The organism is Burkholderia ambifaria AMMD, from assembly GCF_000203915.1.
GTDB classification, from domain to species: domain Bacteria; phylum Pseudomonadota; class Gammaproteobacteria; order Burkholderiales; family Burkholderiaceae; genus Burkholderia; species Burkholderia ambifaria.
The window spans coordinates 1,861,778-1,882,859 of sequence record NC_008390.1; the positions used below are offsets into that span (position 1 = coordinate 1,861,778).

The 21,082-nt window shown below is 70.2% G+C and carries 17 protein-coding genes; 6 read left to right on the forward strand and 11 right to left on the reverse strand.

The window, feature by feature from the left end; all coding sequences use genetic code 11:
- Positions 1 to 10: 10 nt before the first annotated feature.
- The 9 genes from BAMB_RS08485 to BAMB_RS08525 form a co-directional block, all read right to left on the reverse strand.
- The gene (locus BAMB_RS08485) at positions 11 to 1,249 is read right to left on the reverse strand and encodes an MFS transporter (RefSeq protein ID WP_011656965.1); all 1,239 of its coding nucleotides are present in this window, start codon (positions 1,247 to 1,249) and stop codon (positions 11 to 13) included.
- A 54-nt stretch (positions 1,250 to 1,303) separates the two neighbouring features.
- A complete protein-coding gene (locus BAMB_RS08490) occupies positions 1,304 to 2,098 on the reverse strand; it encodes a 2,3-dihydro-2,3-dihydroxybenzoate dehydrogenase (protein ID WP_011656966.1) in 795 nt (264 codons plus the stop codon).
- Complete coding sequence (locus BAMB_RS08495; RefSeq protein WP_011656967.1) at positions 2,095 to 6,009, reverse strand: non-ribosomal peptide synthetase; 3,915 nt, start codon at positions 6,007 to 6,009, stop codon at positions 2,095 to 2,097. Before BAMB_RS08495 ends, BAMB_RS08490 begins: the two co-directional genes overlap by 4 nt.
- A 44-nt stretch (positions 6,010 to 6,053) precedes the next feature.
- Positions 6,054 to 6,380, reverse strand: a complete 327-nt coding sequence (locus BAMB_RS08500; protein WP_011656968.1) for a DUF2218 domain-containing protein — start codon at positions 6,378 to 6,380, stop codon at positions 6,054 to 6,056.
- A complete protein-coding gene (locus BAMB_RS08505) occupies positions 6,377 to 7,252 on the reverse strand; it encodes an isochorismatase (RefSeq protein WP_011656969.1) in 876 nt (291 codons plus the stop codon). Before BAMB_RS08505 ends, BAMB_RS08500 begins: the two co-directional genes overlap by 4 nt.
- A 48-nt stretch (positions 7,253 to 7,300) precedes the next feature.
- The gene (locus tag BAMB_RS08510) at positions 7,301 to 8,917 is read right to left on the reverse strand and encodes a (2,3-dihydroxybenzoyl)adenylate synthase (protein WP_011656970.1); all 1,617 of its coding nucleotides are present in this window, start codon (positions 8,915 to 8,917) and stop codon (positions 7,301 to 7,303) included.
- On the reverse strand, positions 8,914 to 10,044 hold the full coding sequence (locus BAMB_RS08515) for an isochorismate synthase (RefSeq protein WP_227739435.1): 1,131 nt from the start codon (positions 10,042 to 10,044) through the stop codon (positions 8,914 to 8,916). Before BAMB_RS08515 ends, BAMB_RS08510 begins: the two co-directional genes overlap by 4 nt.
- A 98-nt stretch (positions 10,045 to 10,142) precedes the next feature.
- Entirely contained in the window at positions 10,143 to 12,341 is a 2,199-nt protein-coding gene (locus tag BAMB_RS08520; RefSeq protein ID WP_011656972.1) for a TonB-dependent receptor domain-containing protein, read from the reverse strand.
- A gap of 117 nt (positions 12,342 to 12,458) precedes the next feature.
- Positions 12,459 to 13,430 carry a helix-turn-helix transcriptional regulator gene (locus tag BAMB_RS08525; protein WP_011656973.1) on the reverse strand — a complete coding sequence of 324 codons (972 nt, stop codon included), beginning with the start codon at positions 13,428 to 13,430 and terminating at the stop codon, positions 12,459 to 12,461.
- 162 nt (positions 13,431 to 13,592) lie between these two features.
- Here BAMB_RS08525 and BAMB_RS08530 point away from each other — a divergent pair, with 162 nt between their 5' ends.
- The 5 genes from BAMB_RS08530 (at position 13,593) to BAMB_RS08550 (ending at position 18,221) form a co-directional block, all read left to right on the forward strand.
- Positions 13,593 to 14,714 (forward strand): ABC transporter substrate-binding protein, encoded by a 1,122-nt coding sequence (locus BAMB_RS08530; RefSeq protein ID WP_041491184.1) that lies wholly within the window; start codon positions 13,593 to 13,595, stop codon positions 14,712 to 14,714.
- 7 nt (positions 14,715 to 14,721) lie between these two features.
- On the forward strand, positions 14,722 to 15,657 hold the full coding sequence (locus tag BAMB_RS08535; protein WP_227739433.1) for an alpha/beta hydrolase: 936 nt from the start codon (positions 14,722 to 14,724) through the stop codon (positions 15,655 to 15,657).
- Entirely contained in the window at positions 15,654 to 16,718 is a 1,065-nt protein-coding gene (locus tag BAMB_RS08540; protein WP_011656976.1) for a FecCD family ABC transporter permease, read from the forward strand. The genes BAMB_RS08535 and BAMB_RS08540 overlap by 4 nt, the downstream gene beginning before the upstream one ends.
- Positions 16,711 to 17,520 carry an ABC transporter ATP-binding protein gene (locus BAMB_RS08545; RefSeq protein WP_011656977.1) on the forward strand — a complete coding sequence of 270 codons (810 nt, stop codon included), beginning with the start codon at positions 16,711 to 16,713 and terminating at the stop codon, positions 17,518 to 17,520. The genes BAMB_RS08540 and BAMB_RS08545 overlap by 8 nt, the downstream gene beginning before the upstream one ends.
- 125 nt (positions 17,521 to 17,645) lie before the next feature.
- Positions 17,646 to 18,221 carry a polysaccharide deacetylase family protein gene (locus BAMB_RS08550; protein WP_011656978.1) on the forward strand — a complete coding sequence of 192 codons (576 nt, stop codon included), beginning with the start codon at positions 17,646 to 17,648 and terminating at the stop codon, positions 18,219 to 18,221.
- Between the two features lie 12 nt (positions 18,222 to 18,233).
- Here BAMB_RS08550 and BAMB_RS08555 read toward each other — a convergent pair whose 3' ends face one another.
- Positions 18,234 to 19,226: a phosphotransferase gene (locus BAMB_RS08555; protein ID WP_175783445.1), complete on the reverse strand. Its 993-nt coding sequence runs from the start codon at positions 19,224 to 19,226 to the stop codon at positions 18,234 to 18,236.
- Between BAMB_RS08555 and BAMB_RS08560 the strand changes: the two genes are divergently transcribed.
- The gene (locus tag BAMB_RS08560) at positions 19,225 to 19,914 is read left to right on the forward strand and encodes a cephalosporin hydroxylase family protein (RefSeq protein WP_041491185.1); all 690 of its coding nucleotides are present in this window, start codon (positions 19,225 to 19,227) and stop codon (positions 19,912 to 19,914) included. The genes BAMB_RS08555 and BAMB_RS08560 overlap by 2 nt on opposite strands.
- On the opposite strand, the gene BAMB_RS08565 is transcribed toward BAMB_RS08560, so the two are convergent.
- Positions 19,871 to 21,076: a glycosyltransferase gene (locus BAMB_RS08565; RefSeq protein WP_041491186.1), complete on the reverse strand. Its 1,206-nt coding sequence runs from the start codon at positions 21,074 to 21,076 to the stop codon at positions 19,871 to 19,873. The two genes, BAMB_RS08560 and BAMB_RS08565, sit on opposite strands and share 44 nt — an antisense overlap.
- Between the last annotated feature and the right edge of the window lie 6 nt (positions 21,077 to 21,082).

Here is a 21,082-nt window from a genome sequence, read left to right on the forward strand (position 1 = left end):
GCGAAAACCGTCACGCCGCCGGCGAGCGCGCCCCAACGCCGCATGTCGCGACGCATACGGCCGCGAGCACCACGCCGATCGACACGAACGGCGCCGCCGGATGCAGTTCGTACAGCATCGTGCCGGCCAGCGGTGCGACGACCATGCTGAGCCCTTGCGCCATCGACATCGTACCCGCACACGCGGCCTGCTCGTGCGCTTCAACGCGGGTGCTCGCGAGCGCCGCGACCGCGGGAAATGCTGCGCCCATCCCGCACGCCGCCACGAAGTAGCTCGCGCACAGCAGCATCGGGTGCCCGGCCGGTGCGGCCAGCGTCGACACGAACCCGATGCCACCCGCCAGCGCGCCCCACCGCAGCCATTGGAGCGGCGCGACCGCACGCAGGCGGCCGACCACCGACTGCGCCGCGATCAGCCCGATGCCGGCGCTGCCAAGCACGTAGCCGGCCACCATCGACGCGTCGCCCGTTCGCACGTGCAGCCGGTCGATCACGTAAAAGCCGAGCACGCTGTTCGCGATCATCACCGCGCTGTACAGCGCGAACGCGCTGCACCACGGCAGGCGCACGCGCGGATCAGTCGGCTTCAGCCGCGGCGACGCCCGCCGCACTGCATGCGCGCCGTCGTCGCGCAGCCGTCGCAGCCCCGCCAGTCCCGCGAGCGGCAGGAGCGCGAAAACGGCGAGCGCGAGCGTCATGTCGAACCCGGCCAACCAGCCCGCAAGCGGCGGCGCGAGCACCATCCCGATCGCACCCGCTGCACCGAATCGCGCGATCACGGCCGCGCGCCCCGTGGCCGGCGTCCGGTCCGCGATCCACGCCATGGCCGCGACGGGCAGCCCCGCATAACAACCGCCCATCGCCGCGCGCGTGACGAGCAGCGCGGCAAAGCCCACCCATACCGGCGGCACGGCGCTGCCGCCGTCGCGTAACGCCCAGCCAACGTAGCCGGTCAGCAGCAGCGAACTCGCAACGAAGCCGCCGATCGCCGCGCGCATCGCCGGCAGCCGCCCGCGGGTGTCCGCCACGCGCCCCCAGCGCGGCGCGGCGATCATCCACACGAGCCCGACGATGCCGATGATCGCGCCGACGTGCAGTGGCTCGAGATGCATGCGCCGCGCCATCGGTCCGGCGATCGTGACGAATACATAGGTGCCGGCCACCATCGCGAAATTGGCGAGCAGCAGCGGCAGGAAAGACCTGCCGGCATCGGCCGGCGTAGGCAGCGAATCAGCGGAAGTCGTCGACATAAGGTGTTCCGATGAAAGAAGGTAAGCGTCGTGCAACGGAAGGCGGACGGGCGATCACACGCCGAGCGTCGCGCCGCCGTCGACGCACAGCGTGTGCAGTGTCACGTGGCGCGCGGCATCGGACAGCAGGAACAGCACGGTGCCGGCTATGTCGTCGGGGGCCGCAATGCGGCCGAGCGGGATGCCCGTGCGATAGGTTTCGAGCGAACCCGCGATGACGCCCGCCGGGCCTTCCGGGCCGCGCCACAGTTGGCGCTGCATCGGCGTGTCGGTCGAACCCGGCGCGACGATGTTGCAGCGAATGCCGTGGCCGGCCAGTTCCAGGCCGAGGCAGCGCGTAAACTGATGCGCGGCGGCCTTCGACGCGGCGTAGGCGGCCATCTGCGTGCGCGGCACGAGCGCTGCATTCGACCCGACAGTCACGATGCTGCCCGCGCGCCGCTCGATCATGTGCTGTGCGACCGCGCGCGACAGGTGGAACACGCCATGCGCGTTCACTGCGAAGCAATGCGCCCAGTCGTCGTCGGTCAGGGACGTCGCGGCCGCGAGCCGCAGCACGCCGGCGACGTTCGCGAGCATGCCGATCGGGCCGACCGTCCCCTCCACGTGCTCGATCGCCGCGCGCACGGCGCGCGCGTCGGCCACGTCGACCGCGAACGGATGGACGCGGCCCGGCGCCGGCGGGCGATCCTCGTGCGCACGCGAGAGCGCGTCTGCGTCGATGTCGAACGCGGCGACGTCGACCCCGCACGCGGCGAGCGCGCGAACCACCGCGGCGCCGATCCCGCGCGCCGCGCCCGTCACGACGGCCACGCCCGCCGGAAATGTCATCTCGGTTTCCCTGCTCATCGATTCGCGTTCCTCATAACGGTTTCCATGTCGGCCCATGCGGCGAGCCGTTCGGTCAGTGCGGCGCCGATCGCCGCCATCGGCTCGGGATCGGACATCCCGTCGTGCGAGCAGTCGAGCGCCACGCAAGTCGTCAACGCCACCGGCCGGAGCGCGGCCCAGCTGTCGGGCGTCGGCGTGCCGGGCCGCTTGCGGGTCGCGTTGAACAGCAGCAGTTCGCCGCCGTAATGCGGGGGCGGCGCCGCGCGGAACAGGCGCATCTGCCGCAGCGTCGCGCCGACCAGCGCGTCGAGCCCCGCGCCGCCGAGCGCGGCGAACGGGCTGTTCGCGCGCAGCAGGCGCTGCCGCAGCAGCACGTCGGACAACGCCGCCGTGTCGAAATCGCCGTTCACCGTCAGCAGGATCCGCAGCGCGTCGCCAGTCTCCGGCTGTGGCTGGGCCGTCCACGCGGACGACGGATAACTGTCCATCAGCGCGAGCACGCCGACCGGCGCGCCGGCGCGTTCGAGGGCCGCGGCGACCGCGTACGCGAGCGCGCCGCCCACCGACCAGCCGAGCAGGTGGTACGGACCGTCCGGCTGCAGCGCCCGCACGCGCCGCACATAGGTGTCGACGAGCGCGTCGAAATCGGCCGCGCCGTTCGTGTCGCCGACCGACAGTTGCAGCCCGTCGATCGTCGTGTCGGGCAGGTACGCGGCGACGCGCAGGTAGCTCCACGCGAGGCCGTCGGCCGGATGGATGCAGATCAGCCGCTGCGCGGGCGCGCCAGCCGTCTGGATCGCGAGATGCGGTGCGAACGCATCACGCTCCGCGCGCGGCCGGTACGGCAGCGGCGTACGCAGCGCGGCCGTCAGTGCCGCGACCGTCGCATGGCGGAACAGCATCGACACAGGCACATCGCGACCGAGCGCGGTCGCCAGCCGGGCGCTCATCTGGATCGCCTGTAACGACTTGCCGCCGATCTCGAAGAAATTCGAATCTGGCGTCAGCGCGACGCCGCCGAGCACGCTGCGCCACGCGTGCATCACCTGCCGTTCGAGCGCGTCGGCGCGCGGATCGTCGTCCACGCCGATGCGGCCCGCTATCGCCAGTTGCCGCAATGCGTTGCGATCGGTCTTGCCGTTGACGTTGCGCGGCAGCCGTTCGAGCACGTGCCATGCGTCGGGAATCGCCGCGGCCGGCAGCGCGTCGGCGAGCCGCGCCCGCAGCGCGGCCGTGTCGTCGACCCCGGCGACGAACGCCGCGAGTGTCGTCACGTCGGCGTCGCCGCGCAGTGCGACGACCGCCGCCTCGCGCACATCCGGCGTGCGCAGCAGCCAGTCCTCGATCTCGCGCGGATCGATGCGCACGCCGCTGATCTTCACCTCGTGGTCGATCCGGCCGTCGAACACCAGCCGGCCGTCGCGCACGGTGGCGAGATCGCCGGTCCGGTACGCGCGCACGCCGCTCCCGGGCAGCCTGACGAAGCGCCCGGACGTCAGCGCCGCATTGCCCGGATAGCCTAGCGCAAGCGCATCGCCGCACAGCACCAGTTCGCCCGTGCGGCCCTCGGCCACCGGATACAGCCGCTCGTCGACGACACACGCGTCGACGCCCGCGCGCGGCGTGCCGATCGGCACCAGCTCGCCGTCGCGCCAGATCGCGCCGGGGCCACTCACGCAGGCGGCCGTCGCGATGATCGTCGTTTCGGTCGGGCCATAGGTGTTCAGCAGCGCCAGATGCGGCAGGTGCGCATGCCAGCGCCGGATCCGCTCCGGCAACGCGGCCTCCCCGCCGATGATCGTCAGGCGCACGCCGGCGAGGCGCTGCGCATGGCGTGCGTCCAGTGCGTGGGCGAGCACGTGCCAGTAAGCGGTCGGCAGATCGAGCACCGTGATGCGGCGGCGTTCGACCTCGGCCGTAAACGCGTCGACCGAGTCGAGCATCGCGTCGTCGCGCAATACGAGCGTCGCGCCGTTGCAGAGCGTCGCGAATATCTCCTCGAAGCTCGCATCGAAATGCAGCGGCGCGAACTGCAGCGTGCGGTCGCCCGGACCGATCCGATACAGGTCGCGCGTGCTCGCGACGAAATGCGCGAGCGCGCCGCGCCCGACCAGCACGCCGTTCGGCCGGCCGGTCGATCCCGACGTGTACAGCAGGTACGCGGGCCGGGCCGCATCGGGCGCCACGCACACCACGTCGTGCGGCAACGGCACGCGCGCCGCGTCCAGATCGAGCACCGACCGCTCGCCCGCGCATTCGCGATACGCATCGCGCGTGATCACCAGTGCGGGCGCCGCATCGGCCAGCATCGCCGCGACGCGCTGCGGCGGTCCGTCCGGATCGATCGGCACGATCGTCGCGCCGACCTTCAGCACGGCCAGCATCGCGGCGATCACGTCGGGCGCACGCGGCGCGGCGATCGCGACGCGTGCATTGCACCCCACGCCCCGTCGTTCGAGTTCCGTCGCGAGTGCAGCGGCGTCAGCGAGCAACGACCGGTAGTCGATGCGCCGGTCACCGGCCTCGATCGCCGGATGCGACGGTGCATCGCGCGCGATGCGCTCGATCCTCGCGAGCACGTCGTCGCACGGCCCGGCGATCGGCGCGCCGCGCACGATCGACGGCGCGGGCATCCCCTCGAGCAACGCGCCGACAGGCGCATCCGGCGCCTGTTCGGCAAATGCGTCGAGCCACTCGGCAAGGTTGCGCGCATGCGCGGCGAGCACGGCCTCGTCGTACGCGTTCGGGTTCGCTTCCAGCGTCAGGTGCCACGCGCCGCCACGCACGGTGAGCGTCACGTTCAGATCCTTCACCGGGCCACCGCTCACCGCGCGCGTATCGCTCGCGAGCCCGTGGAACACGACCCGGCGTTCGAACGGCATCACGTTGACGGCCTGATTGAACAGGAACGCGTTGCGCTCCAGCAGCCCGAGATCGCCGCGAATCCAGCCGTACCGGTAATACAGATGCGGCCGGATCGCGCGCAGGCGCGCCGCGCATTCGCGCGCGAGCGCACGCGGCGAGCGTTCGGCGTCGACGTGCATGCGCAGCGGCACGATGTTCATCGCCATGCACGGCACGCCGAGCGCCGGCGTGCCAAGCCGGTTCATCACCGGCAGCCCGAGCGTCAGGTCGCGCTGGCCGCCCTGCTTCGCGAGCCAGATGCCGACCGCGCACAGCAGCCACGCATTCCAGTCGACGTCGACTCGCTCGGCGGCCGCGCGCAGCGCGTGCACGCGGTCGGCGTCGAGCACGCGCGTCGCTCGCCGCGCGTCGGCGGCGATGTCCTGTTTCGGCGCGAGTACGAGCGGCGCGGGCACGTCGCGCAGATGCGCACGCCAGAACGCGCGATCGGCATCGAAGCCGCCGTCGGCGCGATAACGCGCCTCGGCCTCCACAACGCGATCCAGCCGCCAGTCGGGCAGCGCCGGCAGCGGCCCGCCGCCGACGCGCGCGTTGTAGCGGGCGCCCACGGCCTGCTGCAGCAGCCCGTAGCCGAAGCCGTCGAGCGCGATGTGATGCACCTGCAGATACCACCAGTGCCGGGTCGGCGACAGCCGCAGCAGCGCGGTACGGTACAGCGGATCGGCTGTCACGTCGCAGCAGACCGACAGCGACGCCTGCATCCACGCGTGCGCCGCCTGCACGGGATCGGCTTGCGCCGACAGGTCGACGAGCGGCAAGCGCGTGCGCGGCGTCCGGCGCGCCTGCCACAGCGCATCGTCCTGCCACACGAACCGCATGTGCAGCGCGTCGGCGTGATCGAGCACGGCCTCGACGCTGTCGGTCAGCGCGGCGACGTCGAGCGCGCCGTCGAGCTCGACGGTCTCGGCCGTCAGATAGCCCGGATCGTCGGAGTCGACCTGTTGCGCGACCCAGATTCCGTATTGCGCGGAAGTCGCGCGGATCGGCAAGGATTCGTTTTTCATCAGCAGGCTTGCTCCGAAGTTCGTTGAGCCGGAGGCGGGCCGCGTCACGCGCCCCGCTCCCATGCGACCACCAGCGCCCGGTTGCGCGACATCAGCACCAGGTGCTCGTCCATCACGTACTGGATCTGCTCGAGCCGCTCCGAAGAATCGGCTTCGCAGCGCAGCTGCAGCATGTCGTCGGTGCGCAGCATCCGGCAGACGCCGTACGGGAAATCGATGGTCGCGCGATGTTCGTCGAACACGACGGGTACCTTGATCGCGTAGTGCTTGCACAGCTTGAACAGCACGCGGTCGGCCTGCGGCACCGACACCTGCGCCGTGCTCACGAACGACGCCGGACGCGCATCGGGCATCCCCGGATGCGCCGTCATGCGCTCACCTGCGCCGCGCGCTGCAGCACCTGCGTCCATGCGCCTAGCGTCGGCTGCTCGGCGAGCTGGACGAACGTGACGTCGTAGCCTTGCGCGCGCCACTGCTCGACGAGCGTCATCATCCGGATCGAATCGAGCCCGCAATCGATCAGATTGTCGTGCTCGCGCAGGTCGGCGGCCGGTATCCGCAGGCTGCGGGCGACCTGCGCCGCGATTGCGACCAGCATGGGTGCAGAATCATCCGCCGGCGCGACGCCTACGAGCGCGTCCGTGGTCACCGCCATCCCGCAGCGGCCCGCCACGTAGTCGAGCGCCATTCGGTGCTCGCGCTCGGAGAAATCCGCGAGCGCGTCGGCGACGAAGAACGGCTGCACGTCGCGCATGAACGCATCGCAAGCGGTCATCAGACAGCCGATGTGCGCATAGATCCCGCAAATCGCAAGCTGGTCGCGCGCCTGCTCGCGCAGGCACGTCTCGAGCGGCGAGCGCCGGAACGCGCTGTAGCGCCACTTGTCGAGCACCGTATCGCCGGACGCCGGTGCGAGCGCGTCGCAGATCGCCGCGCGCGACGGCTGCGCGGTGAGGCCCGGCCCCCACATGTCGGTCAGGAGCGCCCGGTCGGCCGCCGCCTGAGTCGCCGGCTGCGCGGTGTAGTAGACCGGCATCCCGGCCGCACGCGCGAAATCGATCAAGCGGCGTACATGCGCGACGAGCGTCGGCACGGGCGCGGCCGCACGGTCATAGAAGTCGAGGAAGTAATCCTGCATGTCGTGCACGAGCAGCGCCGCGCGGTGCGGGTCGAACCGCCAGTTCACGCGGTTCGCCGGCAGCTCGGCCGGCATCGGATAGGAAGCGATTTTCGGAATGGCCATGATGGACAGGATTGGAATGGAGGAATCGACCGGACGTCGCCGCGCCCGTCAAGCGGCGGCGGCGAGCCGATCCGCGATGTGCTGTCGAAGCGCGCGCTTGTCGATCTTGCCGACCGGCGTTTTCGGGAATGCGTCGACGAATTCGATCCGGTCGGGCACCTTGTACGCCGCCACGCCCTGCTCACGCACGAAGCGCACGAGATCCGCCGCGGCCGGCGCCGGCACGCCGCGAATCACGTACGCACAACTGCGTTCGCCGAGATACGGGTCGGGCATCGCGACCAGCGCCGCGTCGACGACACCCGGATGCGCGAGCAGCAGGTGTTCGATCTCCTCGGCCGGGATCTTCTCGCCGCCGCGGTTGATCTGGTCTTTCGCGCGCCCCTCGACGACGATCTGGCCGCCCGCCGTCAGGCGGACGCGATCGCCGGTGCGATAGAAGCCGTCCGCCGTGAACGCGCGCGCGTTGTGCGCGGCTGCGTCGTAGTAGCCGCGGATCGTGTACGGGCCGCGCGTCAGCAGATGGCCGACCTCACCGGGTGCGACCGGGCGGTCGTCGTCGTCGACGATGCGGACCTCGTCGTCCGGCGAGATCGGGCGCCCCTGCGTGGCGATCACCACGTCGCGCGGATCGTCGAGCCGCGTGTAGTTGACGAGCCCTTCGGCCATCCCGAACACCTGCTGCAATTGCGCGCCGAAGCCGTCGGCCGCGCGGGCCGCGAGCGCCGGATCGAAGCGCGCGCCGCCGACCTGCACGAGTTCGAGGCTCGCGAGCGCGCCGCGCCGCTGCCCGGCCGCTGCCAACCACACGGGCACGAGTGGCGGCACCAGTGCCGCCACTGTCACGCGCTCGCGCTCGATCAGCGGGAACGCGGCATCAGGGCTCGCGCCGTCGCTCAGCACGACGGTGCCGCCGGCATCGAAGACGCCGAGCGAACCCGGCGAACTCAGCGCATAGTTATGCGCGGCCGGCAGCGCCGCGAGATAGACGCTGCGCTCGGTCAGCCCGCAAATGCGCGCGCTCTCGCGCACGCTGTACAGATAGTCGTCGTGCGTGCGCGGGATCAGCTTTGGCGTACCCGTGCTGCCACCCGACAGTTGCAGGAACGCGACCTCGTGCGCGCCGGGCCCCGGCGGCAGCGCGACGTCGGGCGTCGGCTCCGGCAGTGCGACGCGCGTATTGCCGGGCGCGGTGAACAGCATGTGGCGCAGCGTCGGCGCGTCGGCGCGGATCTCGCTCGCGAGCGCCCTGTAGTCGAACCCGTCGTGCCGTTCCGCCGCGACATAGGCGACCGCGCCCGCGTGCCGGCAAAAGTAGCCGATCTCGCGCCGGCGATGCGCGGGCAGCGCAAACACCGGCAGTGCGCCGATCCGGAACAGCGCGAACGTCACCGCGAAGAAAGCGACGCAGTTCGGCAACTGCACGACGACGCGCTCGCCCGGCACGATCCCGCACGCGGTCAACGCACGGGCCGTGCGCTCGGCTTCCGCCGCGAACGTCCGGTACGACCAGCGCAGGTCGCCCTGTACGAGCGCGACGCGTTCGGCGTGCCGCGCGACGCGTTCGTCGAACCATTGCGCGAACGACTGGCCGAGCCAGTACCCCTTCTGCCGATACGCCTCGGCGAACGCGTCCGGCCACGGCGTGCATTTCGCGGACGTCATGCGAACTCCCGCGCGGCGCCCGTTGCGGCATCGCGATCGATACCGAGCGCATCCAGCATCGTCCGGAACTTGGCGGCGGTTTCCGCGCGTTCGCCGTCGGGCGTCGATTCGCCGACCACGCCCGCGCCCGCATAGAGCCGCAGCGTGCGGTCGAACGCTTCGGCGCAGCGGATCGTGACGACCCACTCGCCGTCGCCCCGTGCGTCGACCCAGCCGAGCATCCCCGCGTAGAAGCCGCGATCGAACGGCTCGGCATCGCGAATGCAGTCGCGCGCCGCCGCGCGCGGCGCGCCGCAGACGGCGGGCGTCGGATGCAGCGCGAGTGCGAGCGTCAACGCATCCGCATCGGTTTCGCCGCACACCTCGGTCGACAGATGCCACATCGTTTCCGTATGGACGAGCGACGGGCGTGCCGGCACGTCGAGCCGCCGACACAGCGGCGCGAGGTTCTCGCGCACGGCTTCGACGACGACCCGGTGCTCGTCGAGATCCTTCGCGGACGCCAGCAGCGCCTGCGCGCGGCGCCGGTCCTCGACCGGATCACGGCTGCGCGGCGCGGAGCCCGCGAGCGGATTCGCGCGCACGACGCTGCCGAAGCGGTTCACGAGCAGCTCCGGGCTCGCGCCCAGCAGCGTGCGACCCGCGCCGAGATCCACGGAGAACGTATAGCCGTGCGGATTACACGACGCCAGCCGCGCGACGAGCGCCGCAACGTCGACCGGTGCGTCGCCGGTCGCCTCCAGCGTGCGCGCCAGCACCACCTTGTCGAGCTCGCCCGCGCGAATCCTGGCGACCGCCTGCGCGACCGCGTCCGCATAGGCATCCGCGGCCGGCACCTCGCGCGTCGCGTAGCGCGTACCGGCCGGCACGGCTGCCCGCTGCGCGCCGAGTGGCCGCGCGCGCAGCATCGTGCGCGCGACCCGCAGCACGGCCGGCGCGTCGACGTCGAACGGCACCGCACCGACTACCGCCGCGCCCGCGTGGCCGTCGGCCCGCGCGCGCTGCAACGCGTGGTTCACGCGCGCCGCGAGCGGTGCGTTCGCATGCGGGATCGCCTCCGCGACATCGCAGACCAGCAGCGTATGCGCGGGCGTTGCGAGAAACAGCGGGGTATCCGCGCGATACACACCCCACACGCTATGGGGTACTAATAATTCATCAGGTCGGGAAATCGCATTCATGATATTGCCTCCAGATTGAATGAGCCGGCGCGCCGGCCATGCCGTCACATTTCCGCGGTCATGCTCACTGCGATGCGGCGCCCCTGGTCGACGAGCCAGTTGCCGCTCAGCCCGGTCGTGCGCGTGCGATCGTCGATCGGCACCATCTTGTTGGTCAGGTTCAGCACCGCGAAATTGACCGAGAAACGCTTGTCGATCCGGTAGCGCCCGCCGAGATCGAAGGTCGTCGTCGACGGCCGCTCGCGCACGCCCTGCGCGCCGTTGCGGAACGCGGCCCAGTATTCGCTGCCGCTGTAGTTCGCCGTTGCGTAGAGATCGAGCTTGGCTGTCGGCGTCCAGTCGACCTGCACGTTGAATTTGTGCTTCGGCGTCTTGTCGAGCGGATAGCCGTCGAGCGAACTGCCGTTGAACGCCTTCTCGCCGCTGCCCTCCCGCCGCGATTCGGTCAGCGTGTATCCACCCGACATCTTCAGCGTGCGCGACAGGCGCGTGCCCGCGCCGATCTCGAGCCCGTACAGCTTGACCCGGTCGATGTTGTCGTACACGTAGATGTTGCGGCCCGGCGAGCGCGGATCGGCGTTGCCCGTGTCGTAGCTCGCCACCTTGTTCTTGAACAGGTTGTTGAACAGCGTCAGGCCCGCGTACGTGTCGCCAAGGTCGTAGCGCACGCCGAGTTCCTCGGTCAGGCTCGTCTCCGGCTTGAGATCCGGATTGCCGCACAGCGTGCCGGGGACCGCGCCCGCCGCGCCACCCGACGTCATGCAGTAGCCGGCCGTGCTCTGGCGCAGCGAGGGCGGACGGAAACCGGTCGATACGCCGCCGCGCACCGTCCATGCGTTGCTGAGCTGGTACACGCCGTAGACGCGCGGGCTCACGTGGCTCCCGTAGCGATCGTCGTGATCGAGTCGCACGCCGGTCGTCAGCGTGAGGCGGGCGTTGAAGAAGTAGTCGTTCTCGCCGAACAGCGCCCACGCGTTGCGTGCGACGCGATCCGCATTGGCCCCATGCCCTTTCGGCACCGCGTCCTGCACGCTCACGCCCGACAGCCTCGACCAGATGTGCTGGCCGCCCACGGTCATGATGTTGCGCTCGCCCCACCACGGCACCGCGGTCTTGGCTTCCAGGATCGTGTCGGTCAGCGCGGGCTTGACCGGCGAACGCCCGGCCGGCGTCCACTGGTCCTGCACGCCGCGCTCGCCGTACAGCGACACCGTCGTGTCGCCGAAGCCCCAGCGGCCGTCGTGCGTGATGCCCCAGTAATCGCGGACATGACGCGTCTCCGTGAGCGCGGTGGCCGCCGTGCGCGGCGTGAGCGGCGCGGCGCTCTTGCCCGGCGTGCTGAGATAGGTGAGCTGCTCGCGCCCAACGTTCACGCTCACGTCCTGGTTGCTCACGGGTTTCGCGGACAACTTCACGTCGAAGCTGCCGATCCGTTGCCCGTTCGCCCCGCCCGTTCCGCTGTTCGGGTAGTAGATGTCGTCTTCGCCGCGATGCAGGAGACGCCCCGATGCCTGCAGCCCGAGCACGTCGGATTTCAGCGGGCCGCCGAGCCAGAAGTCGACGCTCTGCGTGTCGCCCTGGTTCGATTCGAGCTGCCACACACTGCCGGCCGTGATCGTGCCGCCCCAGCGCTTCGGCACCTTGCGCGTGATCACGTTGATCACGCCGCCCATCGCGTCGGCGCCGTACAGCGACGACATCGGCCCGCGCACGACCTCGATCCGCTCGATCGCGGACAGCGGCGGCATCAGGTTCGACTGCACGCCCGCCGTGCCGCGGTTCATCGTTTCGCGCGTGTTCTGGCGACGGCCGTCGACGAGAATCAGCGTGTACTCGCCCGGCATCCCGCGAATCGAGATGTCCTGGTCGTTCGGCGATGCACCGACGACGCTCACGCCCTCGACGTTGGCGACGATCTCGGCGACCGACGTATACGGCTTCGCCTCGATCTCTTCCCGGGTGATCACCGAAATGCTCGCGGGCGCCTCGCGGATCGCCTGCTCGCGGCGGCTCGCCGTGACGACGATCTCCTTCATCGCGGCCGGATCGGCGGCGGCCTCCGGCGACGCGGATTTGTCCGGCTTGGCCGGCTTGGCCGGCTTGGCCGGTGTGGCGACGGCGGACGCGGCGGCGGGTTCCGCCGTTGCGTCAGGCGTCTGCGCCCACGCGCACGGCGCACTCATCAGATACAGACCGGCGACGACGACCGGCTTCAATACAAAGCTTGCGGCTTGACTCGACATGGTGGCGCTTTCGACGTTTCGTAATGTGATTGATTCTCATTTGCATTATGAAACATGTAATCCACCGAAATCTTTGCGTAAGCATCGAAGTCGTTTGAGCGCCGTCGCCGGCCGTCGTCAGCGCTTGTCGCTGCGTCGCGCGAGCGTCGGCGTGACGCCGAAGCGGCGCTTGTAGGCCGTCGCGAAGTTCGCGGCGCTCGTGTAGCCGGCCAGCGCTGCGGCCTGCTTGACGCTCACCGCGTCGCGTTCGAGCGCGAGCCGCGCGCGTTGCAGATGATGTTCGCGGACGAAGTCGAACACGGTCGTGCCGTAGGCCGCACGAAACTGGCGCTGCATCGCGTTCGCGCTCATCCCGGCGTGCCGTGCGATGTCGTCGATCGACAGTGCCTGCGCCGCGTCGCTCGCGAGGAACGCGCGCAGTTCGGCCATCCGTCGATAGTCGCGCGAGCCGAGCGACGCGTCCGCCGCCTGTGCCGCGTCGGTCTCGAGCGGCGTGAACGCCTCGGCGAGCAGTTCGAGCACGCGGCTCTCCAGATAGATCGCCTGCAGCATCGGCTGATAGGCGGGTGGCCGCACGATCTGCTCGGCGAGCGCCGTCGCGCGCGGCGTCGGCTGCCAGAAGCGGATCGCGAGATGGGCGGACAGCATCGTGCCGAGCTGTTCCGGCAGGACACCGCGGCTGGCTGCCTGCAGATGGCCGAGCCATTCGCCCGACATCGCGAGGCTCAGCCGCCGCGCGTAACCGCCCTTGCTGAGCCGCCTGCGGAACGTGTCCGGCTCGACGGCGTTGAGCAGGAACGACTGCATCCGCACCGCGGGCCGCACGGCGTCACGATCCGCGCGACCGGTGCGGCGCCCGTCGGTCGTCAACACCACGCGCCGGCTGCCGTACGACACGTCGAGTGCGCCCTCGAGCAGCAGCACGAGATGCAGGCCCGGTGAACACTGCCCCGACATCACGGCGTCGAATTCGTCCGTTGCATCGTCCGAATGGATCCGCAGCCCGGGCCGCACCTCGCGGATCCGCGCGACGTGCGCGTCGTGTCGGTTCCGATCGGAATGGAAAGCGGCTGGCGTCAGCGCTGTCATGTCGTCATACCCCCCGCGCGCAGGCCTCGTGCGCCTGCACAAACTATTTTCGCGTTCAATCAAACATCCGACGCCCATGCCACGGCCCCGGCTCGGCTACAATTAAATGAGAATTATTCTCATTTATATCGTATCGGGAGTCACGTGAAAAAGACAAGCGGAATGTGGGCCATGCTGGGCGTATGGCTGTGCGGGTGGCTCGTGGTGCATACCGCGCGGGCGGACACGACGACCGTCACCGACCTGGCCGGGCGGCAGGTCCGGATTCCCGCGCGCGTCGAGCGCGTGCTGCTCGGCGAGGGCCGCCTGCTGCCGGCGCTGGCGGTGGTCGACGGCGACGATCCGACGCGCCGCCTCGTTGGCATGATGGGTGACTTCGAGCAACTCGATCCCGCGAGCTACGCGCAATGGCTCGCGCGCTTCCCGCGCCTGAAGGACGTGCCGCGCATCGGACGCTCGCAGACCGGCAGCTTCAGCGACGAGCGCGCGCTCGCGCTGCGTCCTCAGGTTGCGATCTTCGGGCTCGGCGGCGGCCACGGCCCCGGCGAGCGCGATCGCGAAACGCTCGCGCGGCTCGAGGCGGCCGGCGTCGCGATCGTGTTCGTCGACTTCCGGCACGACCCGCTCGTCAACACGCCGCGCAGCATCGCGCTGCTCGGCCAGGTATTCGGCTCGCCGCAGCGCGCGGCGGAATTCAACGCGTACTGGCAACAGCAGCTCGACCTCGTCCGCACGCGGCTCGCGACCGCCCACCCGGCCGCGCCGAGCGTGTTCCTCGAAAGCCGCGTCGGCCTGTCGAGCGACTGCTGCGACACGATGACCGGCATGATGGGCCGCCTCCTCGACGCCGCCGGCGGCAACAACGTCGCGAAAGGCCGCGTGCCCGGCGAGCACGGCACGCTGAACCCCGAATACCTGCTGAGCCGCCAGCCCGATTTCTACATCGGCACCGCGATTGGCTCGCTCCAGACGCTGCAAAGCGCGCCGCAACGCATCGCGCTCGGCGCCGGCGTGCCGCACGACGCCGCCGTCCGCTCGCTCGACCGGTCGCTGAAGCGGCCGCAGATCACGCGGCTGCGCGCGGTCCGTGAGCGGCGTGCGTATGCGATCTGGCATCACTTCTACAATTCACCGTTCAACGTCGTCGCCGTGCAGGTGATGGCCAAGTGGCTGCATCCGGCACTGTTCACCGATCTCGATCCGCGCACCACGTTCGACACGATGGTGCGACGCTTCCAGCCCGTTCCGCTTCAAGGCGAATACTGGATGCAGGAAGGATCCTGACATGCGCATGCCCGCCTCCTCCATGCGCCGCGCCCTCCTCGTTGCCGGATTGGCCGGCCCGCTCGGCGGCCGGCTCGCGCCCGCCTGTGCCGCCGATGCACCTGCGTGGCCCGGCCTCGACGCCGCGTCCCCGGTCTTCGTGCCGGACAGCCGCCAGTTCGACGTGACGATCGCCGGCCGCACGCGGCGCCTGTTCGTCGCGTTGCCGGCCGAGCGTTCCGGCGCGGCGCCCCATCCCGTGCTCACCGTGCTCGACGGCAATGCGCTGTTCCCGCTCGCGGCGCAGCTCACCCGCAATCGCCGCGCACGGCCGGACGGCACGCGCGACGCCGAGGCCGTCGTGATCGGCATCGGCTATCCGGTCGACGGGCCCTACGACATGGCCGCGCGCGCCGACGACTACACGCTCGCGCCGTTGCCGAACGGCCGCGGCGTCGTCGCGGACCGCTTTCTCGACTTCATCGAGCACGACCTGCAGCCGTGGCTCGCCCGCCAGTTGCCGGTCGATCCCGAGCGGCAGACGCTGTTCGGTCACTCGTACGGCGGCCTGCTGACGCTGTACGCGATGCTCACGCGCGCGCACCTGTTTCGGCGCTACGTGGCCGCAAGCCCGTCGATCTGGTGGGGCGAGCGCGCGCTGCTGCCCTATGCCGACCGGTTCGCCGCGCAAACCGCCCCGCTCGCATGGCCGCTGCGCGTCCTCGTGACCGCAGGCAGCCTCGAGGAAGGCGCACCGAACCCCGACGCCGAACGGATGCGCCGCCAGCAGGCGCGCAAGCAGGTCAGTTCCGCCCGCGACTTCATCGCGCGCGTGGGCGGCCGCCCCGGGCTCGACGCCGCGTTCCAGCTGATCGACGGCGAGGATCACGGCGGCGTCGTGCTGCCGAGTCTCGCGCTTGCGTCACGCGTGGTGTTCGAGCCCGCGTCCGGAGCGCTCGCATGAGCACGACGACCCCCGTTTCGCCTTCGTCGCTGCGACTTCGCTATCGCGCAGTCGCCGCGCGGCGTGTCGGTGCGCTGGCCGCGCTCGCATGCGTGCTCGTCGCGCTGCTCGTCGTCGACGTCTCGACCGGCCCATCGCCGTTTCCGCTCGCCGATGTGGTCGGCGGCCTGTTCCGGCCCGACGGGCTGCCGCTCGAACAGCGCGTGATCCTGTGGGACGTGCGGCTGCCCTATGCGCTGATGGCCGTGCTCGTCGGCGCGTCGCTCGGGTTCGCCGGCGCCGAAATGCAGACCGTGCTGAACAACCCGCTCGCGAGTCCGTTCACGCTCGGCATGTCGGCCGCCGCGAGCGTGGGCGCGTCGCTCGTCGTGATTTCCGGCTGGCACCTCGTGCTGTGGAACGAGAACGTCGCGCTGTCGCTCGGCGCGTTCGCGTGCGCGTGCGTCGCGACGCTGCTGATCGTCTGGCTCGCGTGGCGCCACGGCGCGACGACCGAAACCGTCGTGCTGTTCGGCATCGGCCTGATGTTCAGCTTCGAGGCCCTGCAGTGGCTGCTGCAGTTCATCGCCGACGCAAATGCGTTGCAGCAGATCGTGTTCTGGAGCATGGGCAGCCTGGCGCGCTCGACGTGGGGCAAGATCGCGCTGTTGACCTGCGTGTTCACCACCTGCACGCTGTGGGCGAGCGTCGACGTCGCGTCGTTGACGGCGCTGCGCGCCGGCGACGAGCAAGCGCGCAGCATGGGTATCTCGGTCGAGCGGCTGCGGCTCGTCGCGCTCGCGCGCATCAGCCTGCTGTCCGCGACGGCGCTGTCGTTCGTCGGCACGATCGGTTTCGTCGGCCTCGTCGGGCCGCACGTCGCGCGGCTGCTGGTCGGCGACGAGCATCGCTACTACCTGCCGGGCGCGGCGCTCGCCGGCGCGATCATGCTGGCCAGCGCGTCCGTGCTCAGCAAGACGCTGATCCCCGGCGTGACGCTGCCGATCGGCATCATCACCGCGCTGGTCGGCGTGCCGTTGTTCATGCTGCTCGTCAGCCGGCGCGGGAGGCTCCATGGCTGAGCCGATGCTGCATCTCGACGCGCTGTGCGTCCGCTACGGCGCCCGGGTCGTGCTCGACGGGCTGTCGCTCGCGCCGGTCGAGCCGGGCACGACGGTCGGGCTGCTCGGGCCGAACGGCGTCGGCAAGTCGACGCTGCTGCGCGCACTGGCACGGCTTGCGTCCCCGACCGGTCGCGCGACATTCGGCAGCTTCGACCTGCTGGACGGGTCGCGCCGCGAACACACGCGGCAGGTCGGCTATCTGCCGCAGACCTTGCCGCAACCGTCGTCGCTACTCGTGTACGAAGCCGTGCGCAGCGCGTTGCGCGCCACCTGCGGCGGCCTGTCCGACGCGACGCGCGACCGGCGCTTGCAACAGGTGTTCACGCGGCTGCGGCTGCACCCGCTGGCAATGTCGCCACTCGACCGGTTGTCGGGTGGCCAGCGGCAGATGGTCGGGCTCGCGCAGGTGCTCGTGCGCGACACGCCGCTGCTGCTGCTCGACGAACCGACCAGCGCGCTCGACCTGCGCTGGCAATTGCTCGCCCTTGAGGCGGTGGGCGAGGCGGCCCGCCAGCGTGGCGCAATCGTGCTGGTCGCGATGCACGACCTGAATCTCGCCTCGCGATTCTGCGACCGGCTCGTGCTGCTGAGCGCCGACGGACTCGTCGCGGACGGCGCGCCGGCCGACGTGCTGACGCCGCCGAACCTGCGGCGCGCGTACCGCGTCGATGCAAGGGTCGAACGCACGGCGTCGGGCGATTATGTCGCGCTGGCAGAGCGGGCAATTCCGGACGAGCCGGCGCTTGCTTGCGACAATTGAGCGATTCGACGCTTGAGCACGGGCGGTTGCGCGCGCATGCTTTCGCTCGCTAACAACGCACGACCGATCGGCCTCCGGATTGCGCTATCGTTCAGGTTCCACTCACACGACGCGCCGTCCACGCGATGTCCATTCACCTCAGTTTCGACGACGGCCCCGGCCCGTCGACGCCGTCGTTGCTCGACGTCCTGCGCGACGCATCGTGCAAGGCGACCTTCTTCCTGCTCGGCACGAACCTGGCGGGCGCGCTCGACGTCGCGGCGAGAATGGCGCACGAAGGCCACCGGCTCGGCAATCACACCCGTTCGCACGCGAGACCGGGCGCGCTGGCGGACGACGTGCTGATCGACGAGATCGAGGCAACCGACGCGCTGATTCGCGAGGCCTGCCGCCGCGCCGGCGTTCCTGCGCCGGACGCGATCCCGCTGCGCCTTCCGTACGGGTTGATGCCGCGGGACAATCGCGCAGCCGTGCTCGCGCGCCTGCAACGCGAACACACCGGCTGGACCGCGATACTGGATGACTGGCAGCGGCCGGCGCCGTCACCGCAGGCGCTATTCGACGCAATGTGCGCGCATGTCGACGCGAGCGCGGCGCGGCATCGCGACGTGCTGTTCTGCATGCACGACGGATCGCGGCACGGCGAAGCGCGGCCCAACACGGTCGAAGCCGTGCGCCTGTTCCTGAATCGGCAGCGCTGACACGACTACCGGCTAGCTTTCGGGCGCCGCCTCGTCCAGCAACTGGCGCCAGCCGCCGAGAAATCCGATGCCCGGCCCCGGCATCCACAGGCCGCGCTGCGCGGCTTCGAGATGGATCAGCGTCTGGTCCGCGCAGAACAGCACCCTCAGCGCATCCCGCCTCACGCGCATCCAGTCCGGTGCAGCGTCAGGCCGCGTCGCTGCGTAGGCTTGCAGGCCGGCTTCCCATCGCCGTGCATCGAATACGAAGCGATCGTCCCTGGCCGCATCGCGCGACAGCGCGAACAACGCAAAGGCCGCCTCGAGCCATTGCGCGCCCTGCCCCACATCGTCGAAATCCAGCACGCCGTTCACCGCATTGCCCACATACAGCAGGTTACCCGCGTGATAGTCGCCGTGCAGCCAGTGCACCGGCCCCGTCAGCCAGCGTGCGGCGGCGTCGAGATGCGCGCGGATTCGCCGGATCACCGTGGCGTAGTCACGGCCCAGATCGCCCGCCAACGACGGCATCGCCCGTGCGGCGACGCGCGCATGACGCGCCGACAGCCACGCCAGCGGTGCCGATTCGCTTACGGGTATCGACGCCAGTGCCGCATGCAGATGCGCGAGCGCACGCATCGCATCGACCGCGCCGGCCTGCGCATCGTCGGGCAGGCCGGGACGTCCGTCGATATGCTCGAACAGGTGCAGCCAGCTTCCATCGGCGGCCTGCACACCGGTTTGCGCATCCACGGTCGGCCGCAGCCGCGGCAGCGCGGGCAATGTCGGCGCCGTGCGCAAACCGCCGAGACGCCCGAGTATCGACGCCTCGCGACGCACCTGCCCGACCGGCTTGCCGGACCACGACACGCGCAGCACCGTGCGCCCCGCGGCGCACTCGACGAGGTACGTTTTGTTAGTATGGCCCGACGCCAGCGCCTGCAGGCGCGCCGGCGCGATGTTCCAGTACCGGTGAAGCCACGGTTCCAGCGTTTTCACGTCATTCCTACTCGTTGCATTGACCATGTCAGAGCGTCCTTCGGCCCGCATGCGGGACATCAACATCGAATGGCTGACGCGCGCCGCCGAATTCGACCATCTGTTCCAGACGCGCTGGCTCGGCGAGCGCTTCTTCCATCTGCCCGGCGACATGCTCGCCCTGCAGGAACTGATCTGGCGCGCGCGTCCCGACTGCATCGTGCAGACCGGCATCGCGGCGGGCGGCGGCGTCGTATTCTCCGCGTCGATGCTGGAATTGACGGGTGGCCACGGCCGTGTGGTCGCGATCGAACCGCGCCTGCGCGACGAGGTCAGGCAGCGCCTGCAATCGCACCGGCTCGCCCATCGCATGGTGCTGATCGAAGGCGAATCGTGCGCAACCGACACGCTCGCATCGGTACGCGCGCGGATCGGCGACGGCGCGCGCGTGATGGCGATCCTCGATCTCACGCATACGCACGCGCACGTGCTGCGCGAACTCGCCTGCTATGCGCCGCTCGTGACGCCCGGCAGCTACGCGATCGTGATGGATACCATCATGGAGTATCTGCCCGAGTCGATGTTCGACGGCAAGCCGTACGGCAGAGGCAACAACCCGGCCACGGCCGTGCATGCGTTTCTCGCCGGCGACGACCGGTTCGAAGTCGACCACGACATCGAGGACCGCGTGCTCATGACGCTGTCGCCAGGCGGCTTCCTGAAGCGAGTGCGCTGATCAGGCGGGCGGCCTGCGCCGAACCGTCGCGCGCGTAGCTCGCGCGGATCCGCGCCGCCTGCTCGCGCAACGATCCGGGACGCAACAGGCGTTCGAGCGCGTCGGCAATCTCCGCGACGCCGGCCTGCTGCAGATCGAGCACGCACCCCGCGCCGGCCCGCTCGACGAAGTGCGCCGAATGGAACTGGTCGTTGCAGAACGGCGACAGCAGCATCGGCACGCCGCACGCGAGCGACTCCATCACCGAATTCGCGCCGCCATGGCTGACGAACGCGTGCGTGCGCCGCAGCAGCGCCAGCTGCGGCGCGTAACGCACCGCGACGACGCGCTCGTCATCGACCGGCAGCAAATCCGAATCGGCCAGTTCGCCCACCGACAGCACCAGTTGCGCCGACGTCGTGCGCGTCGCGTCGATGACTTTCGCGAACAGCTCCGGGTGGTAGTAAAGCTGGCTGCCGAGCGACATGTAGACGAGCGGGCGATCCGCGTCGAGGCGTTCCCACGGGAACGCCGTCTCGTCGCCGCGCGGGCCCGAAGGCATCGCCGGGCCGACCAGTTCGACACCGGGCGGCGGCGTACCGACCAGCGCGTCGGTCGTGAACGCGAGCGTCAGATGCGGCGACAGGATGTCGCAACCGCGAAAACGCGCGTCGAGACCGTAGCGCGCGAACAGGCGCGTGCGTTCCGGCTCGAGCCATCGCACCGTACGGAGCAGTTCCGAATCGAGCGCGTCGGGTAGCACCGGATTCAGCGAATTGGACATCGAGACCCACGGCAGCCCTTCCAGCTCGGCAGCGATCGCCGCGGCGTAGAGCAGCGGATCGATCACGACCACGTCGGGCTGCCATTCGCGCAGCACGGCGCGGATGCCGTCCACCTGAGCGGGCGCGAGGTCGATCAGCAGCGTGCGGATCCAGTGCCTCAGCCAGTCGGCGTCGCGAATGTTCGCGGCGAAGCTCGCGCCGCGCGACAGGTCGTGGCGTTCAGGCGTCTCGCGCGGCCCGACGAATGCAAAGCCGCCGGCGCCGTCGAGCTGCGCGCTGATGTCGGCCGGCGCGTAGAACGCGACGTCGCAGCCGGCCGCGCGCAGATGCTGGGCCGGGCCGATGCACGGATTGACGTGGCCCTTCTCGGGCACCACGCAGAACAGGATGCGTTTCATGGGCGA